Below are 24,459 nucleotides of genomic sequence, written 5' to 3'. Positions count from 1 at the left end.
GTGGGGGAGACAGAGGTGGGGGGACCGGGGCGCCGCGGCTCGGCGGCGCCCCGGCTGCGTCGCGTCAGCGGCGGCGGGCCCGCCGCACCTTCAGCTCCTCGAACCGGGGAGCGTCACCGTCCCGCACGCGCTGCCACGCCCTGCGGTAGAGCTCCGAGGCCGGCTCGAACGGCACGATCACGCCGAACGGCGCGTGCTCGTCGGTCACGTCGGCGAACAGCGGCAGCTTCCAGCGCTCCAGCGGAACGCGCGGCGACGACTGCGAGACCCAGCCGCCCGGCAGGAAGAGCGAGCGTCCGGCCCGCGTCCGGCTGGCCTCGACCACCAGGTCGGTGGCGGCCAGTTCGGCACGTGCCGCCTTGAGCCGGGCCGGCTTCCAGCCCGTCCACCGGGCCGTCATACGGTCGGTCGGGTCGGGCATGGCGAGCAGCATCAGATAGAGCGTGGCGGCGTCCTCGCCGAGGCCGTACTCCTTGGCCGCCTCGGTCACCAGCTCGGGCACCGAACGGCTCGGGTCCTGCGGCCACCAGGTGCCGTCCTTGCCCCGGTCGCCCGCGAGCGGCTCCCCGGGGTCCGCGAGGAGGGCCGCGAACCGCTGGTCGCGGACCAGACGCAGGGCCACTTCGGCGGTGTAGGGCCGCTGGTTGTCGACGCGCACCGCGGGCAGGTACGGGTCCTGGCCCGCCTCGTCGAGGAGAGCGACCCGCACACCCGGAGCGGGCTGGTCGTCGTGGGTGGCCAGGACGACGGCGCCGTACCGTTCGAAGCCCGGGCCGGTCTCCGTGGGGGCGCCCGCGGTCTTCCGGAAGTCGGGGAGGCTGATGTAGCGCCCCAGGTCGAGCATCAGCCCGGGGTGGGCGAGGCGTTCCCGCACGGCGGTGAGGGCCGGCGGCAGCGCGGCCCGCACCGGGTCGCCTGCGGGCAGCCGGTGGGCCAGCCAGGCCGTGAACCCGACGGCGCCGACCAGCGTCTCCGCCGTGAACCCGTCCGCGTCGTCACCGACGGGCCGGACCCGGTCGCCCTTGACCGCCCACTCCAGGTCCCGGCTGAGCCGGGGAGAGCCTGCCGGGTCCAGCAGTTCGGGCAGCGCCTGCCGGACCGGCCAGGACGCGTGCCGGAAGGTGCGGCCCGCGTCGCCGAGCAGTTCCTCGGGCACGGCCACCCGCTTGCCGACCCTCGCGTTCCACACCGCGGCGGCCGCGGCCACGTCAGGGCCCTCGGTCCACAGCCGGGCGGGTTCGGCGGGCATGAGCGCGCCCACGACCGCGGCACGCACCATGCCGTCGACGGCGCTCAGCTCGTCCTTGGCGACCGCCGCCGGGGCGACCTTCACCCCGATGAGGGTGCGCGCCTCGGTGCTCAGGAAGCTCCGCTCGTAGACGTCGATCCCCGGCAGACCGGCGACGATCAGCCGGGCCATCGTCTCGGTCACCCCGGTGAGGCGGGCGAACTCCTCGGCGGCCTCCGGGAACCACGGGGCCGGTCCGCGCTCGGCCAGCTCGGCGAGGAACCTGCCCAGCCGTCCCGTGTCGGAGTCCTCGCCGAGCGGCTCCGACGCCAGCACCTTGTACGGCTGCGGTGTCTCGAACCGGCCGGCCGGGTCGTGGAAGTAGCCCGTGAACGTACCGCCGTCGTCCTCCAGCAGGCGGCGTCCGGTGACGGCGAGAAACGCGCCGTCGGCCAGCGGGAGCAGCCCGTTCCACGAGCCGTCGCGCCATTGGCCGGCGGGCGTGCGCAGCGGGGCCGCCGGCACGTGCAGGCTCACCTTGCGCCAGTGGGCGGACGCGGCCGGGCCCAGCCCGAGACGGTCGAACTCGGCGAGCAGCGTGCGCAGCACCTCGCGGTGCTCCTCGGTGGTGGTGCCGGACGCCGCCCGGTAGGCCAGGGCGGCCGCACGGTCGAGCAGCGACTCCAGGTCCGGCTGTCCGACGGGCAGCGGGTGACCGTCGAGGTGGAGCCGGACGTCCGGCCGGTCGGGCAGGGCCGTCCCGGTGAGCCCGGCGGCCCGGGCAAGGACACGCAGGGAGCGGAAGACGGTGTCGGCCTCGTCGTCACCGTTCCACCAGTAACCCCTGGAGGCGCCGAGTCCGCTCGTCGCCGCCGAGAGGACGCTGTCCGCCGGTCCAGCAGGTCCCTCGTCCTCCAGGCCGCCTTCGAGGGCGCGGGTGAGGCGAGCGGCCGCGGCGTCCAGCACGGCCTGCTGCGCCGCGGCGTAGCGGGCGACGCCGGCGATGCCCGTCACGAGGGCTTCGTGGGTGACCGGAAGGAGCGTGCCGATGGCGTCGGACAGCGCCTCCTTGTCGGCGCTCGCCGCGGCGGCCAGCAGCGCCGCGGCCGTGTCCCGGTCGATGTTCCGCAGCGCCTTGGACCCTTCCGGGTCACGCGGCGTCAGGCACTCCCAGTACTGCACGGGCGGCAGCAGCAGGGTGCCCTCGCCGAAGTCGCCGGGGGCGCGGTCGGTCTTGGCCCAGGCGGTGACGGTGCCGTCCGCGTCGACCAGTTCGAGCTGCCAGTTGTTGCGTACGACGGCAGTGGCCCGCTCGGCGCCCGGGAAGACGACGAGCGCGCTCGGTTTGCCTGCCTCGGCGGGCAGGGTGACGGTGTGTCCGGCGAGGTTCTCGGCGCGCCGGGAGCCGTCGGGCAGTTGCACCACGCGCAGGCCGACCAGGCCGCCCACGGGAGCGCAGGCCGAGGTGGTGTCGGCGGTGGGGGAGGGGCGCAGCCGTCCGCCCGCGAAGGTGCTGCCCTCGGGGGCGTCGCGCAGGGCGTCGGCCAGGAAGGCGGGGCGGCTCATGCGGCCGCGCTCGTTCGTGGCCGGGTCGTACTCGTACCAGCCGTGCGCCTCGCGGTCCTCGGAGTCCGCGTGCCATACCCAGTAGGAGGAGCCGTCGAAGAGCAGCGGCCGCTCCTCGGGCAGGGTGGTGTCCCCGGCGTGCACGACGCCGCGTCCGGTGGTCCGGCCGCCGTCCGGCAGGGGCAGGGTGATCGGGAAGTCGGCCCGGTACCAGTCCATCTCGGTGCCCCGGGTGGCGTGCGGTCCCTTGAGGGACTCGACGCGGTCGGCACGGGGATGCCAGTAGCCGCGCAGGCCGTCCTTGCGGGAGTTCCAGTAGACGAGCAGTTCGCCGTCCACGTGATGGAACCCCGGGTCGCCCGACACGTCGTTCGCGGGCAGTCGCAGGTCGTGGGTGAGCAGGGTGCCGTCGGCGCCGATGACCCGCGCCTGGGCGTTGCCGGCGACCACGAGGTGGGGCCAGGCGTCGGCGACGACGATGTCCTCGACCCGGTCCTTGGGGACGAGGGCGGCGGTCGCCTCCTCCCAGGCCGGCCAGCCCAGTTCGTCGAAGAGCCCGGCGCGCAGGGTGCGCGCCAGCACCGGCGCGAGATCGGTGCCGACCGCGGCGCGGACGTCGTCCTCGGCCAGCGCCAGCGCCTCGGCGGGGAGCCAGCCGAGCCGGGTCAGCGCGTTGGGCAGGCCGGGCAGCCCGACCGCGGTGAACCGTCGCACGACCGTGCTGACCCACTCCGCCAGCCAGGGGCGGGCGCCGGGAGACACCGCCAGCAGACGGATGGCCCGCAGACCCTGGTCGTTGTTGTGGAAGCGCTCCGCGCCCCGCAGGAAGGCGTCCCGGAAACGGGAGTCGGCACCGAACAGCACCAGGTCCCGCTGCCCCTCGCCCACGGCCCACGCCGTCAGCGGCAGGTCCTCGTCCTTGCCCGGGGTGGCCACCGGCACGTCCAGGGACAGCAGCAGATCGATCAGGTCGATGTCGTGCAGCACCTTCAACGCCCGTCCGGACGCGGCGAGTTCGGCACGAAGGCTGGGCGCCATCCGCTCCACCAGCGGGTACAGCTCCGGCATCCGGGTGGAGGCGCGCCAGGAGCGGGCCCGCTCCCGGAACGTCAGGAAGCGCTCCAGCCAGCCCGCCGTGCCGCTGCCCGGGCGCTCCTGCGCGGGCAGGGAGTCGTCCCACAACCCCGCCGTCGCGCCGGACGCCTCCAGCACCTCCAGCCACATCGCGGGCATCGCGCTGTCGGCACTGGCGGGGAGCATGTCCAGCAGGGTGCCCCGCACCCGCCGGTCCCGTTCGGCCAGCGCCACCAGGGCGGCATGGTGGCCCTTCCACCAGCCGGCCGCGGCACGCAGCGTCGCCGGCAGGCCGAGCAGTTCGGCCAGATAGTCCTGCTCGGCGCGGTCGGCGTCCTGGCCCGCGGCACGGGCGAGCTTGCGCAGGTCGTTGGCCATCTGCGCGGACGGCGGCAGACCGCCCGCGGTGCGGCGCAGACACAGCCGGGTGAAGCGGCGCAGCGCCTCATCGGCCGGTACCCGGGCGGCCAGCTCCTTGCCGTACCCGGACAGCACCTTGACCGGCAGAGCGCCGGCCAGCGCGAACTCCAGGAACACCGCGTCCAGACGCTCCTCCTCCACCGTCAGTCCGTGCTCCGCCTCGGCCTTGCGGGCGCGGGTGAACAACTGGGCGGCGTAGGTGGCGTTCTCCTCGGCCAGGAACACCCGTCCTGCCTGCTCGTAGAACGTCGGCAGGAAATGCGGGACCGAGGCGGCCAGCCGCTGGCCGAGTTCCAGATAGGCGTCCAGGGCGGCCTTCGGACGGGACTTCGCCTGTCGCGCCGCCCGCTCCAGATCCGGTACGACCCCCAAAGCGTGGTGGCCGTCCTCGGGGTGGTGCACCAGCACCCACTCGGGAAAGCCCAACGACTGGCGCAGCCCCAGCCCCACGACGGCCGGCTCGCCGTCCGGCTCCAGGCCGAGGAACCCGGCGGCGAGGTCCTCGGCCGCCCCGAGCTCACCGGCGACCAGCCGCACCACCACACGGTCGTCGAGGCCCGGATGGCGATAGGTCCGCGCCGTCAGCGGCACCGCGCGCTCGCCGCCCCCCTCGGCGTCCGGCGGCAGCACCGCGCCCGCCGTCAGCAGTTCCTCGTTCGACACCTGCGTCCCCCCGCTCATGCGTTCTTGCCTTCCTCGATCACACGCCCGGCATAGAGAGCCGCGGCCATCCGCATCCCCTCGGACCAGGCCACCGGGCCCACCTCCCGCAGCGGCAGGGCGCGCCCGTCCTGGTCCTGCCAGGTGAGGCTGCCGGTCTCCACCGTGTCCTCCCAGTACGGCTCACCGATCCACACGGAGGCCTCCACGGTGCGCCCGCCGTCGCGGACCCGAGCCGTGGAGTAGCCCCCGGAGACGCGGTAGCCCAGCGAACTCGCCCGAGCGGCGAGGGCGAAGCGGGAACGGAACGAGCCGCCCGTGAACTCCCGTATCTCGGTGGCCTTGGGGTCGAGGTCGTCGGGCCGCTGCCAAGTGGCGCGGTGGATCTGCTCGACGCGCTGGACGATGCCCAGTTCCGCCGCGAACTCCCGGATGTCGTCGAGGTCCGGCAGCAGCACCGGGTGCGGCAGGGTGACCGTGCGCGGCGACAGCCGTACCGTCTCGCCGTCCAGGTTCACCACCCGCAGTTCGCCGTCCTCGGTGGCCCCCCGCAGGAATCCGACCTCCTCCGGGTCGTCGCCCACCACGGCCATGTCACGCAGCGCGGCCTGCCAGGCCTCGTCCGGCCAGACCCGGGCCAGCAGGCCGGTGGGCACGGGCAGCGACGACACCATCCAGGAGTCGACCTGTGCGACACATGCCGCGGCGTGCCGATCCAGCCATTCGGCGAAGCGCCGCAGCCGGTCCACCTCCGGGTGGTCGCGCAGCGCACGCGGCAGTGATTTCAACTGCCGCCCCGCCGACCGGCCCGAGGTGGCACGCGCTGCCACCCGTCCTTCCACCAGGGCGACTTCATACCCGTCACCCGCCGAGAGCCAACCCACGAGTCCCCGCCTTCCGCACCAAGACAGCAAGAAGAAAGCACAGTTCAGCCGGGGACTTCCCGGCGCCAGTGCGACGATGTGAGGAACGTTAGCGGCGATCACTGACAATCGGTCCCCCGAGCCGCTACCAGGGCTCGGCGGGCGTCTGTGGAAAGGGCGGCGACCGCGTCCGTCAAAGGTCCGCGCGGTGGGCGCTGAGCTGCACAGTCGCGGACGGGAGCGCGCTGTTTCAGCCAGTTCGCACGTGCATGAAGGGGTGTCTGAAGTGCTGTGCGAGCCAGGTCGGTTCGTGACGGCGTGTCATGCCGCCACGAACCGACCAAGGGGTGGCGTCACATGTAACGGCGCCGGGTGCGGCGCAGGAGAACGAAACCGGAGATGAGCAGGACCGCTCCGGCCGCGGCGGGCCACAGCTGCGTGCCGGTCTCGGCGAGGCTGCCGTTGCCGCCCTGCGGAGCGGGCTGGGCATCGGCCGGAGGCTGCGCCACGACGCCGGTCGAGCCGCTCTCGGACGCGCTCGGCGAGCTGTCGTCGCGGGGGTACGACGTGGCCTCGGGCGACTGCGTGACGGGCTTCTCGGCGGCCGAGGGCGAGGTGTACGTCTTGGGCTCGTCGTCCGTGGGCGCGGTGCTCGCGTCACCGCTCGGTACGTCGGCGGTCGGCGTCGGCTCTTCCTGCGGCTCGTCGTCGGATCCGCCGGGCTTCTCGGAACCGTTGTCGGAACCGGACCCCGGCTCCTGGGTCGCCCCGTCGTCGGAACCGTTGTCGGAGCCGTCGTCTGAGCCGTTGCCGTTGCCGTTGTCGCCGCCGCCGTTGTCGTCGCCGCCGCCGGGCTCTTCGTCCGCGCCCGCTCCGCACTGGCGGCCTTCGTTGATGCAGCCGACCATCTCCCGCATCAGGCCCTCGTCGAAGACGTTGATGAAGTCACCGTGGTCGGTGACGGGCTTGTGCAGCTGCTCCGGGAACGCGTCCACGGCGAAGAGCGGAACGGTGCGGCCGCCATCCTGCAGGCTCGGCGCGTCGACGTCGTAGACGATGCGCTGAACCAGCTGCGGGATGGCCTGGAAGCCGGCCGGGCAGGAGCCGTCGGCCTGGGCGAACGCCACATGGGTGCGGTGGTTGGCGCTGTCGATGTTGCGACCGTCCCAGCAGCTCTGGAACTTGAAGGTGCGGACCACGTCACTGCCCTGGGGGCACACCGGGTACTTGTCCTTCAACTGGCGGTCCTCGAAACCGGTGCAGCTCCAGGAGGCGTTGGCGTTGGTGGTGCCGTTGACGAACGCCTTGGCGTCACCGGTGATGATGCGCAGCAGCCGCGGCATGGCCGTGACCTTGCTGCTCGGGCTGCCGACGAAGGTGAGGGTGACGTCCTTGGGCGTGACGATCTCACCCGCGTTGCCCTCGATGCCGCCGCCGGGCGCGCCCGCGTCCTGCTCCTGGGTGCCGTTCTGCAGACGCAGGACGGGCCAGTAGTAGGAGGACTTGTCGCCCTGGTCGACGCAGCTGGTGCCGCCGTTGGCCAGTTCGTTGTCGTCGGCGAAGGCGTTGTTGGCCTGGTTGCCGATGTAGTCGTGGAAGTGGTGGGCGCCGTTGGACACGCCGGGCGCCACGATCACGTTGTCCGAGTTGAACAGGCCGTTCGCGTTCACGCCGCAGCTGGTGGCGAAGGTGCCACGGGAGGCCTCGGCGCCGGCGTTCGGGGCCTGTGCGGCGGGCGGTGCGGCGGTGATGTCGGCGAAGTCGGCGGCGACGGGGCCGTTGCCGGACTGGCCGCCGTTGCCCTGCTGCTGGCCGCCCTGATCCTGACCGTCCTGCTCTTGGCCGCCCTCTTGCCCCTGATCGCCCTCGCCGTTCTGGCCGTCCTGGGCTCCGTCCTGCGCGTCGGCCTGGTCGTCGGACTGGCGGAGTGTGCACGCCGCCAGCTCGTCGAGGCCCTCGGGGCGCTCTCCGGCGCGCTCGAGAGCGGCGGCGATGCGCTCGATCGTCGCGGCGCGGTTCTCCGCCAGCGGATCCATGATCCCGTTTGCGGCGGCCTCGTCACCCCGCACCGCGGGGTCCTGCAACTTCTGGTACGCCTCGGCTATCTGCTGGTCCAGCTGGGCAAGTTCCTTGTCGACCTCTTCCCTCGCGTCGTCCGGCACGTTCGTCAAGGTGTCGCCCACGTCGGGGCAGTCGATCGTGCCCGCCTGCCAACCACCGTCGGTCGTCTGGCTCGTGTCGGGGCTGCCTTCGGTCGCGGAGGCGTACACATTCACCGCCACCAGGCCACCACCCCCCAACATCAGAGCTACGGCTGCGAAGGTCGCACGTCGTGCACCTGTTGGGCGTCTGCGATTACTGCGTCCCACGGAAGTACTCCTGCGCCTGTCGTCCGTCCCGGCATGTAAAGCCCCCCGGCCCCATACGGATGGTGAGTCACGTCTGTTCAACCGCATCGGAAATTCACAGCACACTGATAGGTGACGGGAGCGCTGGGGACGCCGTCGGGGGTGCCGCCGTCAGGGTGCCTTCGCGCGTCAGTCCCAGTCAGAGGGCGGTTGATCGACGCGGCCACCCTTGTGGGGTGCGGGAATGTAGTCCTCGGCGCCATCGGGCAGGGCGGCCACACACGCCGTCGAGCAGGCATTGACCAGGAGCGGCAGTACGTCCGTGGCCACGCGGAGCGAGATCCACACCTGATGGAGGCCGCTCTGCTCGATCGGCCGTTCGCAGACACTGCAGTGGTGCACGGCGGTGGCTCCCCAGCGCTTGGGGTCGAGGCCGGCCGTATCAAGATCCATGACGGAATCCCGGGATGGCTCCAGACTTGGGAAGGGCGGCCGCAGCTTGTAGTTGCCGAACAGCGCGCGGGTGCTGACCGTGCTGGAGGTGAGCTTGCGGCACCGGGTGATCTCGTACGGGAACCAGTGCAGCCGGTACGAGGTGTACGGGGTGAACTCCTCCAGGCTGGTCATGGCCCCGATCTCGGGCGGAATCCGCACCAGGTTGCTGCCGTAGAGCATGAGGTGCTTGACCTCGGTCAGCTTGGCGATGCTCGGCGGCAGGGTGACGACCTGTCGCCGCTGCTCGGGCCTGAGCTCGACCAGGGGGCGGAACTCCTCGCGGCCGTCTGCGGCGGCCTCGTCGATGAGCTCCAGCAGGCGCTGCCAGCCCGGGGCGGAGATGTCCTGACGTTCGCCGTGAAACCCGACCCTGGCGCGCGGGTGCGGCTTGGAGCCGTCGAAGCACGAGCACCTGTCCGTGGAGGGCTCCGGTCCGCCTCGTCCCGGCGTCGACGTGTCACCCCAGCGGTTCACAAAGAGCCTCGGCTCTCCCTCGTCCGTCATGGCGTCAAGATACGAGGGACGCCGCAGGCCCACCCAACGGATATCGGACCGGGACGGTCGACCGGCGCCCTATTGCCGGCCCTCGACCGACTCACGCCACGGGCCCTCCGGCATCAAGTCGCCGAGCACGGACAACAACTGCGGTGGCTCGACCGGGTCGACTTGGGAGTCCAGATCCGACCACGCGATCCAGGAGTGCGTGTCCAGGCTGGCCTCCTCATCGGGGAGCAGACCGGTCCGCACGAGCGGTGGCCGCTCCTCGGCGTACTGCGCGAGATAGAAGAGTTCCGTGCCGATGTACCGCTTGCCGTTCCACTGCACATCACGGTCGACCGGCACCGACCGATCAAGCACGGCAGCCGGGTCGAGACCGGTTTCCTCGGCCAGTTCGCGACGTGCCGCCACCAGTGGGCTTTCGCCCGGCTCGATCCCGCCACCGGGCGGCTCCCAGAGCAGTCTCCCGTCGAACGGATCACGCCAGCGCAGAAGAAGCACGCGATGGGCGGCGTCAAGACAGATGACCCGGGCGGCGGATCGGTGTGATGTCCCCACCGCCCTGACGTTATGCGCTGCTCGAAACGCCGTTCAAGGCCCGGGCCGCGTCGATCTGTCGGCGACCACGTCCTGGCCGACTCGCGTGTGGCGCTGCGGCGGGGGCCACTGCCAGGACCACGACATCGGCGATGCGCATCGACTCACGCACGGCTGCGTCGGCCCAACGCCAACCCTCATCACGTGGCCCGCCTCAACCGCAGCCCACGGGTACGGGCTCAGACGTGCAAGGTGGGCCGGTAGACGAGCTCTTGGATGTGGCCGTCGAGCGTCCGGTGCTCGATGAGCTCGAGGTCGAAGTCGGCCGCCCCCTGGAAGATCGCGTCCGCCCCGGTCCGACCGGTGATCACGGGGAAGAGGGTCACCTGGACGCGGTCGACGAGACCGGCGGCCATCAGCGCCCGGTTCATCGACAGGCTGCCGTGCGAGCGCAACGGCACATCGGACTCCTCCTTGAGCCGGGCGACGACGTCGACGGCGTCACCGCTCGCGACATTCGCGTCCGGCCAGTCGAGGGGGCCTTCCAGAGTGGTCGACACCACCGTGGCCGGCAGGCTCCTCATTCGTGTGACCCATGGGTCGCGCACGTCGGACTCCTCGGTGCTCGCGGCCAGCATTCGCGCGAACGCCCGATACGTGTTCGCTCCGAACACCACCCGCTGCTCCTCGCTGTACAGGGCGAGGCGGTGGTCGAGCAGCTCGGGGCCCTGCTTGCCCCAGTAGCCGGTCCAGTTGCCGCCGGCGGCGCCGTAGCCGTCGAGGCTGGAAAAGACGTCGAAGGTGTAGGTAGCGGTCACGAGGCTCTCCTGGAGTGCAGGGTGCGATTGATCGTGTGTCGGGGATGAAGACTGGTTACCACGGCGAGACTCATCGCCCTGGGCGCCGCCATTGGCCTGATCGAGTGATCGAGTGATCGAGGCCAAGAGGGCGCTGGCATGCGTCAGTGGAGCACCTCGGTGTTCCGGTCCGCCGCGATCACCCCGTGCAAGGGGAACGCGATCAGCAGCGCAACGGCGACCATGAGTCCGCTCGACCACGGCGGCCCGAGAGCCCCGGCCGAGGTGCTGAGAGTGGACGCGGCAATGAGGGGTCCGACGGCGGCGCCGACGTTGAGTGCCGCCGTCGCGTACGAGCCGGCCATGGTGGGGGCTCCCGCGGCCTCGTAGAGGACCCGTGTGATCAGAGTGCTGCCCAGCGCGAACGACAAGGCGCCCTGCACGAACACGAGGGTGAGCAGGGCGACCGGCTCGTCGGCCAGTACCGCCAGGGCCGGCCAGCCGATGAGCAGCAGCGGACCGCCGACGGCGATGATCGGGCCGGGCTGCTGGTCGGACAGACGGCCGGCGACCGTGACCCCGGCGAAGGAGCCGAGGCCGAAGAGGATCAGCGCGACGGAGACCCACAGTTCACTCAACCCGGCGGTGTCGGTCACGACGGGGGCCAGGAAGGTGAAGCCGGCGAAGGTCGCCGCGTTCACGAGCGCGCCGAGCAGCATCACCAGAATCAACCTCGGCTGTGCGAGGAGGGCGAGCTCCGTGCGCAGGGCTGGACCGCCGGTCGCTCCCTCGTTCCCTCGCCCCCTTGTGGTTCCTTTCAGGATGCCGAGGGCTGCGGGCAAGCAGAGGGCGGCGACAGCCCAGAATGTGGCTCGCCAGCCGAGGAACGCGCCGAGTACCGACCCACCAGGGACACCGGCGATCGTGGCCACCGTCGTGCCGGACAGCAGCACGGCCAGTGCACGTCCCTTCCTGTCGGGTGAGACGAGCGTGGCGGCAGTCGTCAGCGCGACGGCAAGGAATCCCGCGTTCGCGAGCGCGGCGACGACCCGGGTGGCGAACAGGACGGGAAAGCTCGTGGTGACGGCCGCCACGGCGTGCGCTGCCGCGAAGGTGAGGACGAATCCGAGAAGGCTGGAGCGCCTGGGCCAGTTGCGGGCAAGCGCGGCGACAAGAGGGGCGCCGACGACCATGCCGATGGCGAAGGCGGAGGTGAGCCCGCCTGCCGTGGCGACGGTGACATCGAGGTCCGAGGCGATGTCCGGCAAGAGTCCGGCGAGCATGAACTCCGAGGTGCCCATGGCGAAGACCGCCACGGCAAGCAGATACAGGGGGAGTGGCATCGAGTGGCTCCGAGGTGAGGACAGGCACGAGAGGGGCATCTCGTCACCGCGGCCGGCCCTCAGGAGCGCTCGCGTCCCACCGCGGGACGCGGTGCGACGGCAGAGCTATGAGCTCAGTGGTTCAGGGGGCTGACGGCGTGACCGAAAGCCCCCGCCTTGTCTGACTCAGGACTCGACATGGCCCGCACGGTACCCGACCGGTGCCGGTCAGGGCACCTCGGTTTCCTTGGAATCGGACTACGTCGCACGCGGCAGGATCTGGACGGTGTCGCCGACGGCTCGCTCGCCGGCGGCGTCCGACGGCACGTTGACCAGGGCCCCGTCCACGGCCATCGCGCTGGAGCCGCCGCCGTCGAGATTGAGGGCCTGGACAGCGCCCAGGGTTCGCATGAACCGCGCGGCTTCGGCGAGTGTGAAACCTTCGCTGACGCCGGGCTGCCGTCCGTCGACGGTCGCCAGCAGCAGCCTGCCGTGCCGGTCGATGCCGGCCAGGGTGCGGGGCTGGCGGACGTTGGACCAGGCGAACCCGAAGGAGAGGTCGAGCGGGTCCAGCGTGCCCTCGGTGGCGGCGTCGATGTGGATGCGGCCGTTCTCGACGAGGGTGGGAGCCGCGCTGACGATGTCATCGTCGGGACCGAGGCGCAGCTGCCGTCCCGCGGCGTCCCGCACGATCTCGCGCAGATGCAGCCGTCGGCCCATCTCGGCGTGCTCGGTCAGCCAGGCGCCTGCTGCCCCGGCACCCTGGAGAACGGAGCCCGCGGCGGGCACGGAGCCGCCCCGGTCGCCACGGGAGACGACGACATCGTGCTCGTCCAGCACGACCTGCACACCGGCGCCCGTGGGCAGCGGCGCCCCGAACGACTCGGTGAACTTCACCAGGTCGTCCGGCAGGGAACACGTGAGGTCCTGACGGGGCAGGTCGGTGGGTACGGCGCCGGGACGGCCGCAGTTGCGCACCTTGCCCGGCACCCGGTTGATGCCCTGCACCGCGTGGACGGCGGAACCGGCGCGCACGGTGACGCTGGTGGACAGATCCGCGACACGCACGTGCCGACCCCCGTCCTCGAGGACCAGCGCGGCGCGCGAGCCGACCGCCATCGACTGCAACTCGCCGTCCACCACCGACAGTCCGGCGGTCGTGCCCTGTACGCCGTCCGCATCGGACGTGACGAAGAATCCGCCGTTGACACCCACCAGGGACCCCAGGCGAGCGGCGACGGCCGAGGTCTTCTCGCGATCGGCCGCATTGCCGCCGTCACTGACCTCGACGGTGCCTCGCAGCCGGTCCGGATCGATCACGGCCACGTGGATGCGCTCCGCGTCGGCGCGTTGCCGCCCGTCGTATCCCGTCCACTCAACGGACGTACGGAAACCCGCCCCCGACACCGCCGAGTTGAGCGTACGGGCCTCGGCCTGGGTGCCGTACTGTCCGACCCTGACCTGCCACCCCATCGTGCCGCGCGGTGTGTCCACGTACGCGTCCCAGGCCACCCGCTCCAAGCGGGGCGCGAACCCGTCCGCCCGCAACTTCTCGGCGGTGGTGTCGGCCCAGGACCGGTCACCGAGCGGCGCCCATGTGGCCGCCCCGGTCAGGCGGTTGACCGCGGGTGCCTGGACCGTGACGGTCCAGACTCCGGCGGCCTCCGGGGCGCTCAACACCCCGGTACGGACCTCGACTCCGGGGGCCACGTACTGCGTTGTCCACGAGATGGCGCCTTCGCCGGCCGAACTGTCCGGCTCGGTCGCGGCCGCGGACGGGGCGAACGCGATCAGGGCGAGCACGGTCCCCAGCGCGAAGCTGCGTACGGTCCTGTGCTGTCCACGGTGTGCTGTGCGTGCGGGCGTCTCGGCAATCACAGACATACCTCTCCTGACCTCTGGCCCGTGCGGTGGGCGACGGCACCTGAGCACCGCACCCGTCATCACAGTTCCGCGCGACGGCCGTTGCGTGAAGACGCGGGCATGAGCAGGGAAAGCCTCGCTGATATCCGGGGGACCGAGAAGGACCGGATCGAGACGTCTCGCGTGCCTCGAGACAGACCCCGGGAGCAGGGTGTCGAGGCGTGACTGTCCTGTGGCGCCTCCGCAACGGTGCGGGCAGGGTGGACGGCATGAGAGACACTTCCGACCCCGCTCCCGCCGATGCGGGTCAGACATGGCCGACAGGTGCATTGCCGCCCGGCAGCCGGGTCACGGTAATTCGCGCATCGGACTGGGACGGCCCCTGGCAGGCCGAATTTCCGGGAACGATCGACGCCACGCACGCGCCCGAGCCCAACGAACATGCCCAGGCGCTCAGCGGCGAGTTGCTGTACTGGGTCACCTTCGACACCCCGCAGCCAGCGACGGAGACGGCCCCTACCGCAAGGCCCAGATCTGGGGCCGGTACCTGAGAACCGAGTCCGATGCCGAGGCGTAGGGATGCCGGGGACCCGCAGCTGTGTGCGGACGGTGCATTCCCGCTTCCCGAAGGCATGAGAGCCGGCGGAGCCTCAGTCGCGGAGCGCCTGGGCAGAGCGCGCTGCTCAGGCTGCGGGTGGCCGGTCTTTCCGTGGCCTTTGGGGGAGTTTTCCAACCGACTTGGTGTGGTTCACCGTTGTTGCTCTCTGGTGATCGTCCTTTCCGCGGTGTAGCGTCACTGCCAGCTGTCGTGGTTCGCAGTACCTGCCCGCGCTTAGGCGCGGGCGCTTTGCTGTGCAGTACCGGACCAGGGCGAGCACCTTCAGGACCGCGCGGTGCGGTTCTGACGTCTATTGAGAGGTACCAGCATGGCCAGCGGAACCGTCAAGTGGTTCAACGCGGAGAAGGGCTTCGGCTTCATCGCCCAGGACGGCGGCGGACCGGACGTCTTCGCTCACTACTCCAACATCAACGCCTCCGGCTTCCGTGAGCTCCAGGAAGGCCAGGCGGTGACCTTCGACATCACCCAGGGCCAGAAGGGCCCGCAGGCGGAGAACATCACCCCCGCCTAGTTCTGAAGGCAGCGTTTCGGGCCCGCGAGCCAAGCTCGCGGGCCCGAAACGTTTCCCAGCTGCCGGGGTTTCAGCGCACCGGGAAGCCGAACGAGTAGCCCTGGGACTTGAGCCAGGGCAGGACCCGGCGCAGCGCCTCGACGGTCTGGGAACGGTCGCCGCCCGCGTCGTGGAAGAGGAGCGTCGGTCCGTTCGGCAGCTCCCGCTGGACGGTGGCGACGATGGCGTCGGCGCCCGGCCGTTCGAAGTCCTTGGTGTCCACGTTCCAGCCCAGCGGGCGCATGCCCCGAGAGGCGGCGAGCTTGCGGCTGTAGGGCGTGAACGCGCCACCGGGGGCCCGGTAGTACATCGGCCGTACGCCCCCGGACGCCTCGGTGATCATCCGTTCGGCGTCGAGGATCTGCTGCGACTGGTACGCCTGGGTCTTGGTGTCCATGGCGGTGTCGTGCGCCACCGAGTGGTCGCACAGCCGGTGCCCGGCCGCGACCACCTGCTTCACGAGGTCCGGGTGGGCCTGCGCCTGGGTTCCGACCATGCAGAACGTGGCCTTCACCCCGTACTCCCGCAGTATGTCGAGCATCTGGGGGGTCCACACGGGGTCGGGGCCGTCATCGATGGTGATGTTGACTCCGCGCGCGCCCTTGTCCGAGGCATGCGCGATGGTCACCGACACAGGCTTGACACTGCCCGGCGTGGCGGAACTCTCCGCCCGCGGCGACGAGCCGTCCACGGCGCCGGCTTGCGCCGACCACGCCGAGGCACCGGCGGCCAGCACTGTCACACCGAGAGCAGCTCCGACGACCTTGCCGTACCAGCCCCGCCCGCCGCCGTGCTGCGCCATGTCCGCCCACCTTCCAACAGTTCCTCGCCGATCCTGCGTCGCCGTGCGACACCAGGCAGGACGACGGCCGGCGCCCCGGGGATGCGCCTGTTACCGATCAAGGACAATTCCGGGGGAGTTCACGGACAACACGGCGAGCAGCAGCCGGAACCAGGCGAGGGGTGACGTCACATCGCGGCACCTCTCACGGCGTGGATCAGAGAGCCGCCGAGGGGCAGACCATGGCAGGCCGTCACCTCGAAGCCCGCCTCCGTCAGCAGTCGCGCGTAGTGGTCCTCGGTCCGCTCCCTGCCGCCCACGTTGCACAACATATGGACGTCCCAGGCCACCGCAGGTGACGGCACCCCTTCGCGCTGGGGCAACAGCCTTTCCACGACGAGCAGTTCGGCTCCCGTCCGCATCGCCCGCGCGCACCGCCGAAGAATGGTCAGGCATCGCTCGTCGTCCCAGTCGTGCAGCACCCGGGACAGCAGATAGACGTCGCCTCCCTCCGGCACCGCCACCGTGAAGTCCCCGACGATGAAGGCGCACCGCCGGTCGAGCCCGACCGCGGCCAGCTCCTTGCGTGCCGCCTCCAGCGCCTCGGGCCGTTCCAGCAGTACGCCCTTCAGGTGCCCGTGTGTCCGCAGAACGCGCGTGAGCAGGGCGCCGTTTCCGCCGCCGACATCGACGACGCGCCGCGCACCGGAGAAGTCCACCAGGGCCGGAACCGGCGTGAACATCTCCGCGCTCGCGGCCATCGCCCGGTTGAACAGGGTGCCGAGTTCGGGCCGTTCGGCGAAGTAGGTGAAGTGGTGCTGCCCGTACCGGTGGGCGAAGGCCTCGCGTCCGGTGCGTACGGAATACGTCAGTCCGGCGAAGGAGTCGTAGAACGGGCCGCCGTAGAGCCGGGCCAGCGGCCGCAGCGAGAACTCGGTGGCGGTGCACAGGGGTTGGCCGAGGGCGGTCAGGTGATACGTGTCCGCGGCGGATGTGAGCAGGCCCAGCGCGCTGAGATAGCGCAGCAGCCTGCGCAGCGCGTCCGGATCGGTGCCGGTGAGATCCGCGAGGGCGTCGGCGCCGAGCCCAGGCCGAGCGGCGAGGTGGTCGGCGATCCCGAGCTCCGCCATGGCGGCGACGGCCTGGGTGGCCCAGGCACCGGTCATCACGCCGAGCAACGAGACCGATGGGTCCGGCAGCGGCTCGTGACGGCCGGGCAGCCGGAGTTCGAAGCGGCGGTGCTGCCTGGTGCGGAAGTACAGGACGGTCACGTTCTCATGGCCGTTGTACCCACCACCGTCCGGCACCGCGCCGCCCCGCTCCTGGAGCAGCGTCCGCAGCCCGGCCGGCACCACCGCCCCCGGCGCGGTGACCGCGAACGCGTGGTGCACCTCGTGCTCGGCGGTGCGTTCGTCGTCGGCGATAGCCTGCCGCGGGGAGTCCGGCGGTACGGGCAGCGCGAAGATCTCCACGCTGCGCCCGTCGACGGGTACGTGCACGATGCCGACCGGAGCGTCGCCGACGAGCGCGCCGTAGCGGCGGACCAGCCGCTCGCGGACCACCACGCTCGGCGCGACCGGACCCGGCTCGAACCCGCGTCGGCGCAGGTCGTCGCAGAGCCCGTCGAGAGAGGCGGGGAAGACGAGCACGGCGGTGTGGTCGAAGACGAGGTGACGGCTGACGTCGCCTCGCTCCTCGGCCGTGAGGCCGGGCAGGAGTTCGGCGAGAACCTGCTCGGTGTCGTAGTCGCGGACATGGGCGGCCGCGCGCTCAATTCGCTTCAGATCGGAGGCGGACAGGCAGGCCTGTGCGACAGGGAGGTTCATGAAGGGGTTTCCGATGATCGTGCGGACGGAACCGGGACAGACGTGTCCCGGGGATCAGATGCCGGTGTAGTTCTCGGCGAAGAAGTCCTGATGCGCGCGGGAGGTACGCAGGCTGTCCAGCCGGGCGTACTGGAGCGCCCGCCCGTAGCGAGCCTCGGCACCGCCGTCGGCCGGACCGTGCAGGAGCGTGCTCATCCAGTGCGAGAACTCATGCGCCCGCCACACCCGCGGCAGACAGTCCGCGGCGTACCGGGCGAGACCGCTCTCGTCCCCGCGCGCCACCGCCTCGTGCAGTGCCCGGGCGAGCAACTCGGCTTGGAGAACGGCGAGGTTGGCCCCCTTGGCCGCCGACGGACTGATGAGCCCGGCGGCGTCACCGGCCAGCCACAGCCGCCCGGCACCCGGGGTCTCCAGCACATCGGAACGCAGGTCGACGACCGCCTTCTCCAGGACGGCGCCCTGGTGCAGGGGCCCGAACTCGGTCGCCCGCATCCGCGTCGCGAGCTCGGCCCAGATCCGTTCCTCGCTCCAGTCGGCGGAAACGGTTCCGCGCGGACACTGGAGGTAATACCGGGTGACGGATGCCGTACGGGCCATGTGCCCCGCGAAACCCCGCTCGTGCAGGGCGTATCCGACGGCCGCCAGGCTGGGCGGGGCCTGGACCAGCACCGCGAGCCAGGACACTCCGTGATCCCACCGGTCCGTCCGCACACCCCGGGCCGCCAGCGCACGGCGAGCGACACCCCGGTGCCCGTCGCATCCGGCGACGTACCGACCTGTCACCTCCGCACCGCCGCGCAACCGCACCCGGCCTTCCGAGACTTCCTCGGCCTCGGCCTCGAACCGCAGGTCACCACCGCGCCGTAGAAACTCGGTCACCAGGTCCCGCACCAGTTCCTGCTGGGGATAGACGGTGTGCGTCTCACCCTGCCCCAACCGCCCGTAGTCCAGGGTGAACTCCCCGCGGTCGCTGCGGAACAGACACGTCCCGTGCGCCCGCCCGCGGGCCAGCACCCCGGCACCCAGCCCGTTCTCCGCCAGCACCCGCACGGAGTTCGCCGCGAGGAACCCCGCTCTGGCCCGCCCCTCCACTGCCTCGCGGCCGCGCCGCTCCAGGATCACGCAGTCGACACCCCGGTCCAGCAGCAGATTCCCCAACACCAGCCCCGCCGGGCCGGCCCCGAGAATCACCACGCCGACCTGCGTTCCCCTGTGGAACCGTTTCCCCATGCCCGCCTCTGAAGTGGAGCGTTTGACAAGGGGTTTCATATCACCCTGATACAGGGCGCAGATACTCGAAAGTGATCAATTGCTCTGTAAGGGTGAGTGATCTCTGCTGCCGCATGCTGCGAGCCCACGACGCGGACGGGTGGACGCACACCGACGCGAGTCGGTCGTGGTCCACCCGTCGTCAGGCCAGGCGTCAAGTACGTGTCGTCACCAGTTGTAGACGATGTCCCCGTTGCTGTTGACCATCTTGAACGTTCCGTCTCCCTGGTCGATCACGCACCCGAAGCCGCCGTCCCCGGTTGCTCCGCAGAAGGTGTCGGCGTTGGCCGGGCCCGCCGCGGCGATCCCCCCGCCCACGAGAACAGCAGCCGCGGCGAGAGCGACGGCAAGCCGCCCGGCTCGCTTGCGGCCCGGAGTGGTGCTGGTGTTGCGCTGCATGGATAACTCCCTACCGCCGATGGGTTGTCGGTCACAGAAGGGTTCGTAGCGGACATTCGGGCGGCTTGCTCTCGGCCGAGCTTCCAGTGGTGTCGGCCGTGCCGGACACCTGGAACTGATCGACTACCCACCGACGTCCTGGTGTGTATGGCACAGGGCGGGAGCACGATGGGGGAGGAGCCGACCTGGGCGGAGCTCCTGCTGAACTTCGCTCTGATAGCGGCCGTCCCCACCGTCATCGGAGGGACGTTGATCGTTTCCCTCGTCGGGTTGACGGTGTGGGGGAGAGCATCGCTGAGGCGACGCAGGCGTTCACGCGCCGCTGACCGCTGAGCAGTCTCGTATCGACCAGGGGCCTGTTTCGCTGCGCACGGAGTTCGTACGACGTTCAGCGCCCGAGCAACCACACCGGCGTCAGCGGCTTTTGCGTACCCGGGCCGCCGCGCGGGCTTCCGCGGCCTTGCGGGCCTCGGCGGCTTTGCGGGACTCCTTCGCGGGGCGGCCCGTTCGGTCGCCGATGCCGCGGAACGGGATGTTGCCGGCGGTGGACTTCGTCGCCGTCGGCGGGCGCTTCGCACCGGTGATGGCGGTCAGTTGCGCCTCGCCGGAGCGCACCTGCGTGACCGTCGGCCGGATCCCGGCCTCGGACATCATCCGGTTCACATCACGCCGTTGGTTGGGTGTCACGAGGGTGACCACGGTCCCGGACTCCCCGGCGCGGGCCGTACGCCCGCCGCGGTGCAGGTAGTCCTTGCCGTCGGCCGGCGGATCGACGTTGACGACGAGGTCGAGCGTGTCGATGTGAATGCCTCGCGCGGCTACATTCGTGGCCACCAGCACGGTGATCTCGCCGTCCCTGAACTGGCCCAGGGTGTGCATGCGCTGAGGTTGCGACTTTCCGCTGTGCAGGGCTCCGGCCCGTACGCCGCTGGCCCGGAGGTGACGGGTGAACTGGTCCACGGCGGCCTTGGTGTCCAGGAACATGAGGACCCGGCCGTCCCGCGCGGCGATCTCGGTCGCGGTCGCGTACTTGTCGGCGGGGTGGATGTTGAGCTGGTGGTGTTCCATCGTGGTGACCGAGGCTGCCGCCGGGTCGACGGATGCGAGTACCGGGTCGTGGAGGTAGTCGCGCACCAGCTGGTCGACGTTGCGGTCGAGCGTGGCGGAGAAGAGCAGCCGCTGGCCGTCGGGGGGCATCTGGTCCAGGATTTCCGTGACCTGCGGCAGGAACCCCAGGTCGCACATCTGGTCCGCCTCGTCCAGCACGGTGATCCGCACGTGATTCAGGATGCAGTCCCGGCGTGACACGAGGTCGGCCAGCCGCCCTGGCGTCGCGACGACCACCTCGGCTCCGGTGCGCAACGCGGCCTGCTGCCGGTTGATCGACAGCCCGCCGACCGCCGTCGTCAGTCGCACCTTGAGGATCTGCGCGTACGGCGTCAGCGCGTCGCTCACCTGTTGCGCGAGTTCCCGGGTCGGCACCAGGACCAGCGCGAGCGGACGCTTCGACTCCGCTCGCTGGCCTGCGGTCCGCACGAGGAGCGCCAGCCCGAAGGCCAGCGTCTTGCCGGAGCCGGTCTGTGCCCGGCCGAGGACATCGCGGCCGGCCAGCGCGTTGGGCAGGGTGGCCGCCTGGATCGGGAACGGTTCCGTCACTCCGAGGCCGGTCATTGCCTTCCTCAGCTCCGACGGCAGCTCGAGCGCGTCGAAGGACGCGGCCGCGGGCAGGCCGGGCGACACCGTCTTCGGCGTCGAAAGGTCGCCCTGCGCCCCTGACGCCCGCTGCGGAGTACCGGCACGGGAGCGTCCACGGGTCGACGGCTTCGCGTTCATGAGGGGAACCTTCCTGAAGTGGCGCCCCGGAACGGTCCGGGGCCCGTACCCCTTGGCACGGGCCCCGGCGATGTCGAAGCGTGCCCCCATTTTACCAGCGGACGCCCAGCGGCCCGCTGGCTGCGGGGGCTGTGCATCACAGCGGTTGCCTTGAGTGGCGATGGGGAACAAGTGTTCGTTTTCGCGGATCTGGCCAGTGGCAGAGCCAGAGGCACGCAGGCGGCCTGAACGTGCTCAGCGGTGGCCCGTGTGCGGGTGCACGGGGCGTGGCATCGGCTGACGCCAGTCGCCCAGCGTCGTGAGGAGGAACTGGCGGGCGAGGAGACGTATCTCGCCCCATGCCGGATCCGCGGCCGCCAGGGCGTCGCCCCAGAGACCGGTACGGCAGGTGGTATCGATGTGGCCGATGCGACGGCCGACGGCCCGAAGATCCAGCAGCTCCTGGGGTTCGAGGACTCCGCGCTCTGCCAGTCCTTCGGCGACGCGGCAGAGGAGCTCCACCTCTTCGACGATGGACGCCGTCTCCAGCTCACGCTCGCCCAGCCAGGCCAGCTGATCCTGGGGGCCGGCTGCGAGGAGAGTCATCAAGCGCAGCGTCAAGGTGCGTAGGTGCGCGTCACCGAGATCATTCATATCCGCAGGATCGCACCCGGCTCCCGCCGGACCGTGTTCGAGTGCGCCTCACTGATCTTCGAGGGCTGCCTGTCGGGCAAGGAACTCCTCGAACGCCGCCTTCTGCTTCGGGTCCATGAAGCCTTGGCGGACATTGCGGGCCTTCTCCTGGAGCCAGTGCGCCTCGTCAGGGTCCAGGAGCTCGGCGACCACCACACCCTTACGGGCAACCGCCGTGCGCCCGCCCACGCGACGACGAAAGAGAGTGAACGCGCCGAACTCCTCTGGGTGGGCCAGTTCCGGCTCCTCCGCCACCGCGTGGTCCTCTGCCCCGACGCCACTCGTCGGGTAGGCCGTGGGGGCCCAGTGCTCCCAGAGCGCCAGCGTGGCCGCGGGTACCAGCACCGCACGTTCCGCCTCTTCGCGCCCCTCCCACATGAAGGTGACCGTGATGGGCTCGTCGACCGCCTCGGCCAACCCGAGCACCCGCTCCACCTCATCGTTGATCGGGTAACCCACCACTACATCGATCTCAATACCCATGGTTCGCAGGCTACTTGCCGCCTCTGACGTGAGTAGGGACGTGGCTGGTGCTGTTGCCGACAGGGGGCGGCGCCGCGACCGGTCGGGGAAGGCCGGCCGCGGCTCCAGGGTCGGTCAGTTTCGGTCAGTTGAGGAAGTCGGCGATGAGCGTGGCGAATTCGTCCGGGGTGGCCAGGCGGATGCCGAGGTCCTCGGCTTTGGCTCGCTTGGAGCCGGCGCCGTCTCCGGCGACGACCAGGGTGGTCTTCTTGGAGACGCTGGAGGAGGAACGGCCGCCGGCGCGTTCGATGAGCTCGTTCATCTCGTTGCGGGAGAGCTTCTCCAGCGCGCCGGTCATGGAGCCGGTGACCACGACGGCCATCCCGGCCAGCGGCAGTCCCGCTCCTTGCGCTTCACCCTCGGTGTCCGCGGTGCTGTCCTCCGCCGGGACGGGCGGGGTGGCGCCCGGTTCGGTCATGTTCACCCCGGCCGCGGCGAGCTTGTCGATGAGCGGGGCGAGTTCGGCGAGTTCGGCGACGATGGAGGGGGCTTTCTCGGTGCCGATGCCGTCGACCCGCTGCATCGCTTCGGCGTCGGCGGCCCGAATGTTGTCCATGGTGGCGAAATAGCGGGCGATACGGCGGGACATGGACCGGCCGGTGCCGCGTACTCCCAGCGCGCAGAGCACTCGCGACAGCGGCTGGCTCTTGGCCGTGGTCAGCGCGGCAAGGAGGTTGTCGGTGCTGGTGTCGCCCATCCGTTCCAGAGCCAGGAGCTGGTCTCGGGTGAGGGTGAACAGGTCGGCGAGGTCGGCGACCAGGCCGGCGTCGACGAACTGGACGACGCGGGTGTGGCCGAGGCCTTCGATGTCGAGCTGGTCGCGCCCGGCGGCGTAGGACAGCGATGCGACCAGGTGGCAGTTGCGGCCGTTCTCGCAACGCCAGCGCTGTTCGCTGGTGTCGATGGCGGAGCCACAGCGCGGGCACACCTCGGGGAAGACGATCGGCTGTTCGTCGCCGGTGCGCAGGTGGGCGACGGGGGCCTCGATACGGGGGATGACGTCGCCGGCGCGGTAGACCATGACGTGGTCGCCCAGGCGCAGGTCGCGGCGGGTGATGTCGGCGGGGTTGTGCAGGGTGGCATAGGTGATGGTGGAGCCGTCGATCTCCACCGGTTCCAGGACGGCGCGGGGCGCGATGATGCCGGTGCGGCCCACGTTCCACTCCACTTCGAGCAGTCGGGTGACCTTCTCCACGGCGGGGAGCTTGTAGGCGATCGCCCAGCGCGGGGCGCGTGTCCCGGATCCGGCGGTCGCCTGGTCGACGGCCAGGTCGGCCTTGATGACGACCCCGTCGATGCCGAACGGCAGCTCCGCACGCAGTGCCGCGATCTCCTGCACCCGCGCCAGGACCTCCTCGACGGTGTCTGCGGTGCTGCCGGGCACGGCGGTCGTCGCGGTGGTGTTCACGCCGAGTCCGCCGGCCTGTGCCATCAGGTCGCTGTGGGCGCTCTCGCCGAGCTGCTCCGCCAGCGCCGGTTGGGTGTCGGGCAGGGGGAGCAGGCCGTAACCGAAGAAGGTCATCGGCACGGTGTAGGCACGCTCCTTGGCACGCAGAGTGCCCGCCGCGGCATTGCGCGGATTGGCGAACGGCTGCCCGCCGTGCGCGGTGCGCACCTCGTTGGCGTGCTCGAACTGCGCCGTGGTCATGAGAACCTCGCCGCGCACCTCCACGGTGACAGGCTCGGACAGTTCTTCCGGGAGCCCCTCGATGGTGCCGATCGCGTGCGAGACGTCCTCCCCGGCGGTGCCGTCCCCGCGCGTGATCAGCTGTCTCAGTCGGCCGTGGGTGTAGCGAGCGGCGATCGCCAGCCCGTCGAGCTTCGGTTCGACACTGAAGCAAGTGACGTCGTGGCCGATGCGACGGGCCAGCGAGGCCGTCCAGGTGGTGAACTCCTCCGGCGAGAACACGTTGTCCAGACTCAGCATCGCCACCGTGTGCGGAACATCCCCCTCCACGGCCCCGCCGGCGACCTTGCCCGTCGGAGAGTCGGACAGCACCTCGTCGGGATGCTCCGCCTCCCACGCCGCGATACCGCGCACGAGCCGGTCATAGGCGTCGTCGTCCAGGGCTGAGGTGCCGCCCTCGTAGTAGGCGGCCGCGGCCTTCACCGCATCCTCGACCGCCTGCGCGTAGGCGGCGGCATCCACGATCTGTGCAACGGGTGTCGTCATGCCCATCATCCTGCCTGCCACCACTGACAATGCCCTCGCGACCCGGCTCCGGGCAGAAGATCATCGGGGGCGGTGTGCGGGCGGTGTGCGGGCGGTGGGGCGGCGGAACCGGGAGAGAACTCGGCGAGGTGCGCGTCGGAGTAG

17 protein-coding genes are annotated in these 24,459 nt (G+C 70.9%); 1 reads left to right on the top strand and 16 read right to left on the bottom strand.

Annotated features, from left to right (window positions below):
* Window positions 1–64: 64 nt before the first annotated feature.
* From ACIOHP_RS31700 to ACIOHP_RS31665, 8 genes are all read right to left on the bottom strand, one after another.
* The gene (locus ACIOHP_RS31700) at window positions 65–4,969 is read right to left on the bottom strand and encodes a DNA-binding protein (RefSeq protein WP_401892900.1); all 4,905 of its coding nucleotides are present in this window, start codon (window positions 4,967–4,969) and stop codon (window positions 65–67) included.
* Complete coding sequence (locus ACIOHP_RS31695; RefSeq protein WP_362409207.1) at window positions 4,966–5,832, bottom strand: DUF4132 domain-containing protein; 867 nt, start codon at window positions 5,830–5,832, stop codon at window positions 4,966–4,968. Before ACIOHP_RS31695 ends, ACIOHP_RS31700 begins: the two co-directional genes overlap by 4 nt.
* A gap of 332 nt (window positions 5,833–6,164) precedes the next feature.
* Window positions 6,165–8,093, bottom strand: coding sequence for a DUF1996 domain-containing protein (locus tag ACIOHP_RS31690; RefSeq protein WP_401892897.1), 1,929 nt, complete (start codon window positions 8,091–8,093; stop codon window positions 6,165–6,167).
* 255 nt (window positions 8,094–8,348) lie between these two features.
* Window positions 8,349–9,158, bottom strand: a complete 810-nt coding sequence (locus tag ACIOHP_RS31685) for a leucine-rich repeat domain-containing protein (protein WP_401892894.1) — start codon at window positions 9,156–9,158, stop codon at window positions 8,349–8,351.
* A 69-nt stretch (window positions 9,159–9,227) separates the two neighbouring features.
* Window positions 9,228–9,710 (bottom strand): NUDIX hydrolase, encoded by a 483-nt coding sequence (locus ACIOHP_RS31680; protein ID WP_401892892.1) that lies wholly within the window; start codon window positions 9,708–9,710, stop codon window positions 9,228–9,230.
* A gap of 218 nt (window positions 9,711–9,928) precedes the next feature.
* The gene (locus ACIOHP_RS31675) at window positions 9,929–10,507 is read right to left on the bottom strand and encodes a dihydrofolate reductase family protein (protein ID WP_401892890.1); all 579 of its coding nucleotides are present in this window, start codon (window positions 10,505–10,507) and stop codon (window positions 9,929–9,931) included.
* 143 nt (window positions 10,508–10,650) lie between these two features.
* Window positions 10,651–11,829, bottom strand: coding sequence for a Cmx/CmrA family chloramphenicol efflux MFS transporter (locus ACIOHP_RS31670; protein WP_401892888.1), 1,179 nt, complete (start codon window positions 11,827–11,829; stop codon window positions 10,651–10,653).
* A 237-nt stretch (window positions 11,830–12,066) separates the two neighbouring features.
* On the bottom strand, window positions 12,067–13,692 hold the full coding sequence (locus tag ACIOHP_RS31665) for a phosphodiester glycosidase family protein (RefSeq protein WP_401892885.1): 1,626 nt from the start codon (window positions 13,690–13,692) through the stop codon (window positions 12,067–12,069).
* A 905-nt stretch (window positions 13,693–14,597) separates the two neighbouring features.
* Here ACIOHP_RS31665 and ACIOHP_RS31660 point away from each other — a divergent pair.
* A complete protein-coding gene (locus tag ACIOHP_RS31660) occupies window positions 14,598–14,801 on the top strand; it encodes a cold-shock protein (RefSeq protein ID WP_037751662.1) in 204 nt (67 codons plus the stop codon).
* A gap of 70 nt (window positions 14,802–14,871) precedes the next feature.
* On the opposite strand, the gene ACIOHP_RS31655 is transcribed toward ACIOHP_RS31660, so the two are convergent.
* From ACIOHP_RS31655 to ligA, 8 genes are all read right to left on the bottom strand, one after another.
* Window positions 14,872–15,642: a polysaccharide deacetylase family protein gene (locus ACIOHP_RS31655; RefSeq protein WP_401892882.1), complete on the bottom strand. Its 771-nt coding sequence runs from the start codon at window positions 15,640–15,642 to the stop codon at window positions 14,872–14,874.
* Window positions 15,643–15,809: 167 nt separating this feature from the next.
* Complete coding sequence (locus tag ACIOHP_RS31650; protein WP_401892879.1) at window positions 15,810–17,447, bottom strand: methyltransferase; 1,638 nt, start codon at window positions 17,445–17,447, stop codon at window positions 15,810–15,812.
* Window positions 17,448–17,501: 54 nt separating this feature from the next.
* On the bottom strand, window positions 17,502–18,641 hold the full coding sequence (locus tag ACIOHP_RS31645) for a 4-hydroxybenzoate 3-monooxygenase (protein WP_361558375.1): 1,140 nt from the start codon (window positions 18,639–18,641) through the stop codon (window positions 17,502–17,504).
* Between the two features lie 243 nt (window positions 18,642–18,884).
* The gene (locus ACIOHP_RS31640) at window positions 18,885–19,115 is read right to left on the bottom strand and encodes a hypothetical protein (RefSeq protein WP_401892877.1); all 231 of its coding nucleotides are present in this window, start codon (window positions 19,113–19,115) and stop codon (window positions 18,885–18,887) included.
* Between the two features lie 414 nt (window positions 19,116–19,529).
* Window positions 19,530–20,948, bottom strand: coding sequence for a DEAD/DEAH box helicase (locus ACIOHP_RS31635; RefSeq protein WP_401892874.1), 1,419 nt, complete (start codon window positions 20,946–20,948; stop codon window positions 19,530–19,532).
* A 234-nt stretch (window positions 20,949–21,182) separates the two neighbouring features.
* Window positions 21,183–21,533 (bottom strand): hypothetical protein, encoded by a 351-nt coding sequence (locus tag ACIOHP_RS31630; protein WP_401892872.1) that lies wholly within the window; start codon window positions 21,531–21,533, stop codon window positions 21,183–21,185.
* A 96-nt stretch (window positions 21,534–21,629) separates the two neighbouring features.
* Complete coding sequence (locus ACIOHP_RS31625; protein WP_401892869.1) at window positions 21,630–22,103, bottom strand: hypothetical protein; 474 nt, start codon at window positions 22,101–22,103, stop codon at window positions 21,630–21,632.
* 124 nt (window positions 22,104–22,227) lie between these two features.
* Window positions 22,228–24,315 carry an NAD-dependent DNA ligase LigA gene (ligA, locus tag ACIOHP_RS31620; RefSeq protein ID WP_401892866.1) on the bottom strand — a complete coding sequence of 696 codons (2,088 nt, stop codon included), beginning with the start codon at window positions 24,313–24,315 and terminating at the stop codon, window positions 22,228–22,230.
* Window positions 24,316–24,459 lie beyond the last annotated feature (144 nt).

The organism is Streptomyces sp. NPDC087859 (assembly GCF_044742595.1).
Taxonomy (GTDB): Bacteria; Actinomycetota; Actinomycetes; order Streptomycetales; family Streptomycetaceae; genus Streptomyces; species Streptomyces canus_F.
Note: the sequence above shows the minus strand (reverse complement) of the source record. Positions and strands in the feature narration are given on the sequence as shown.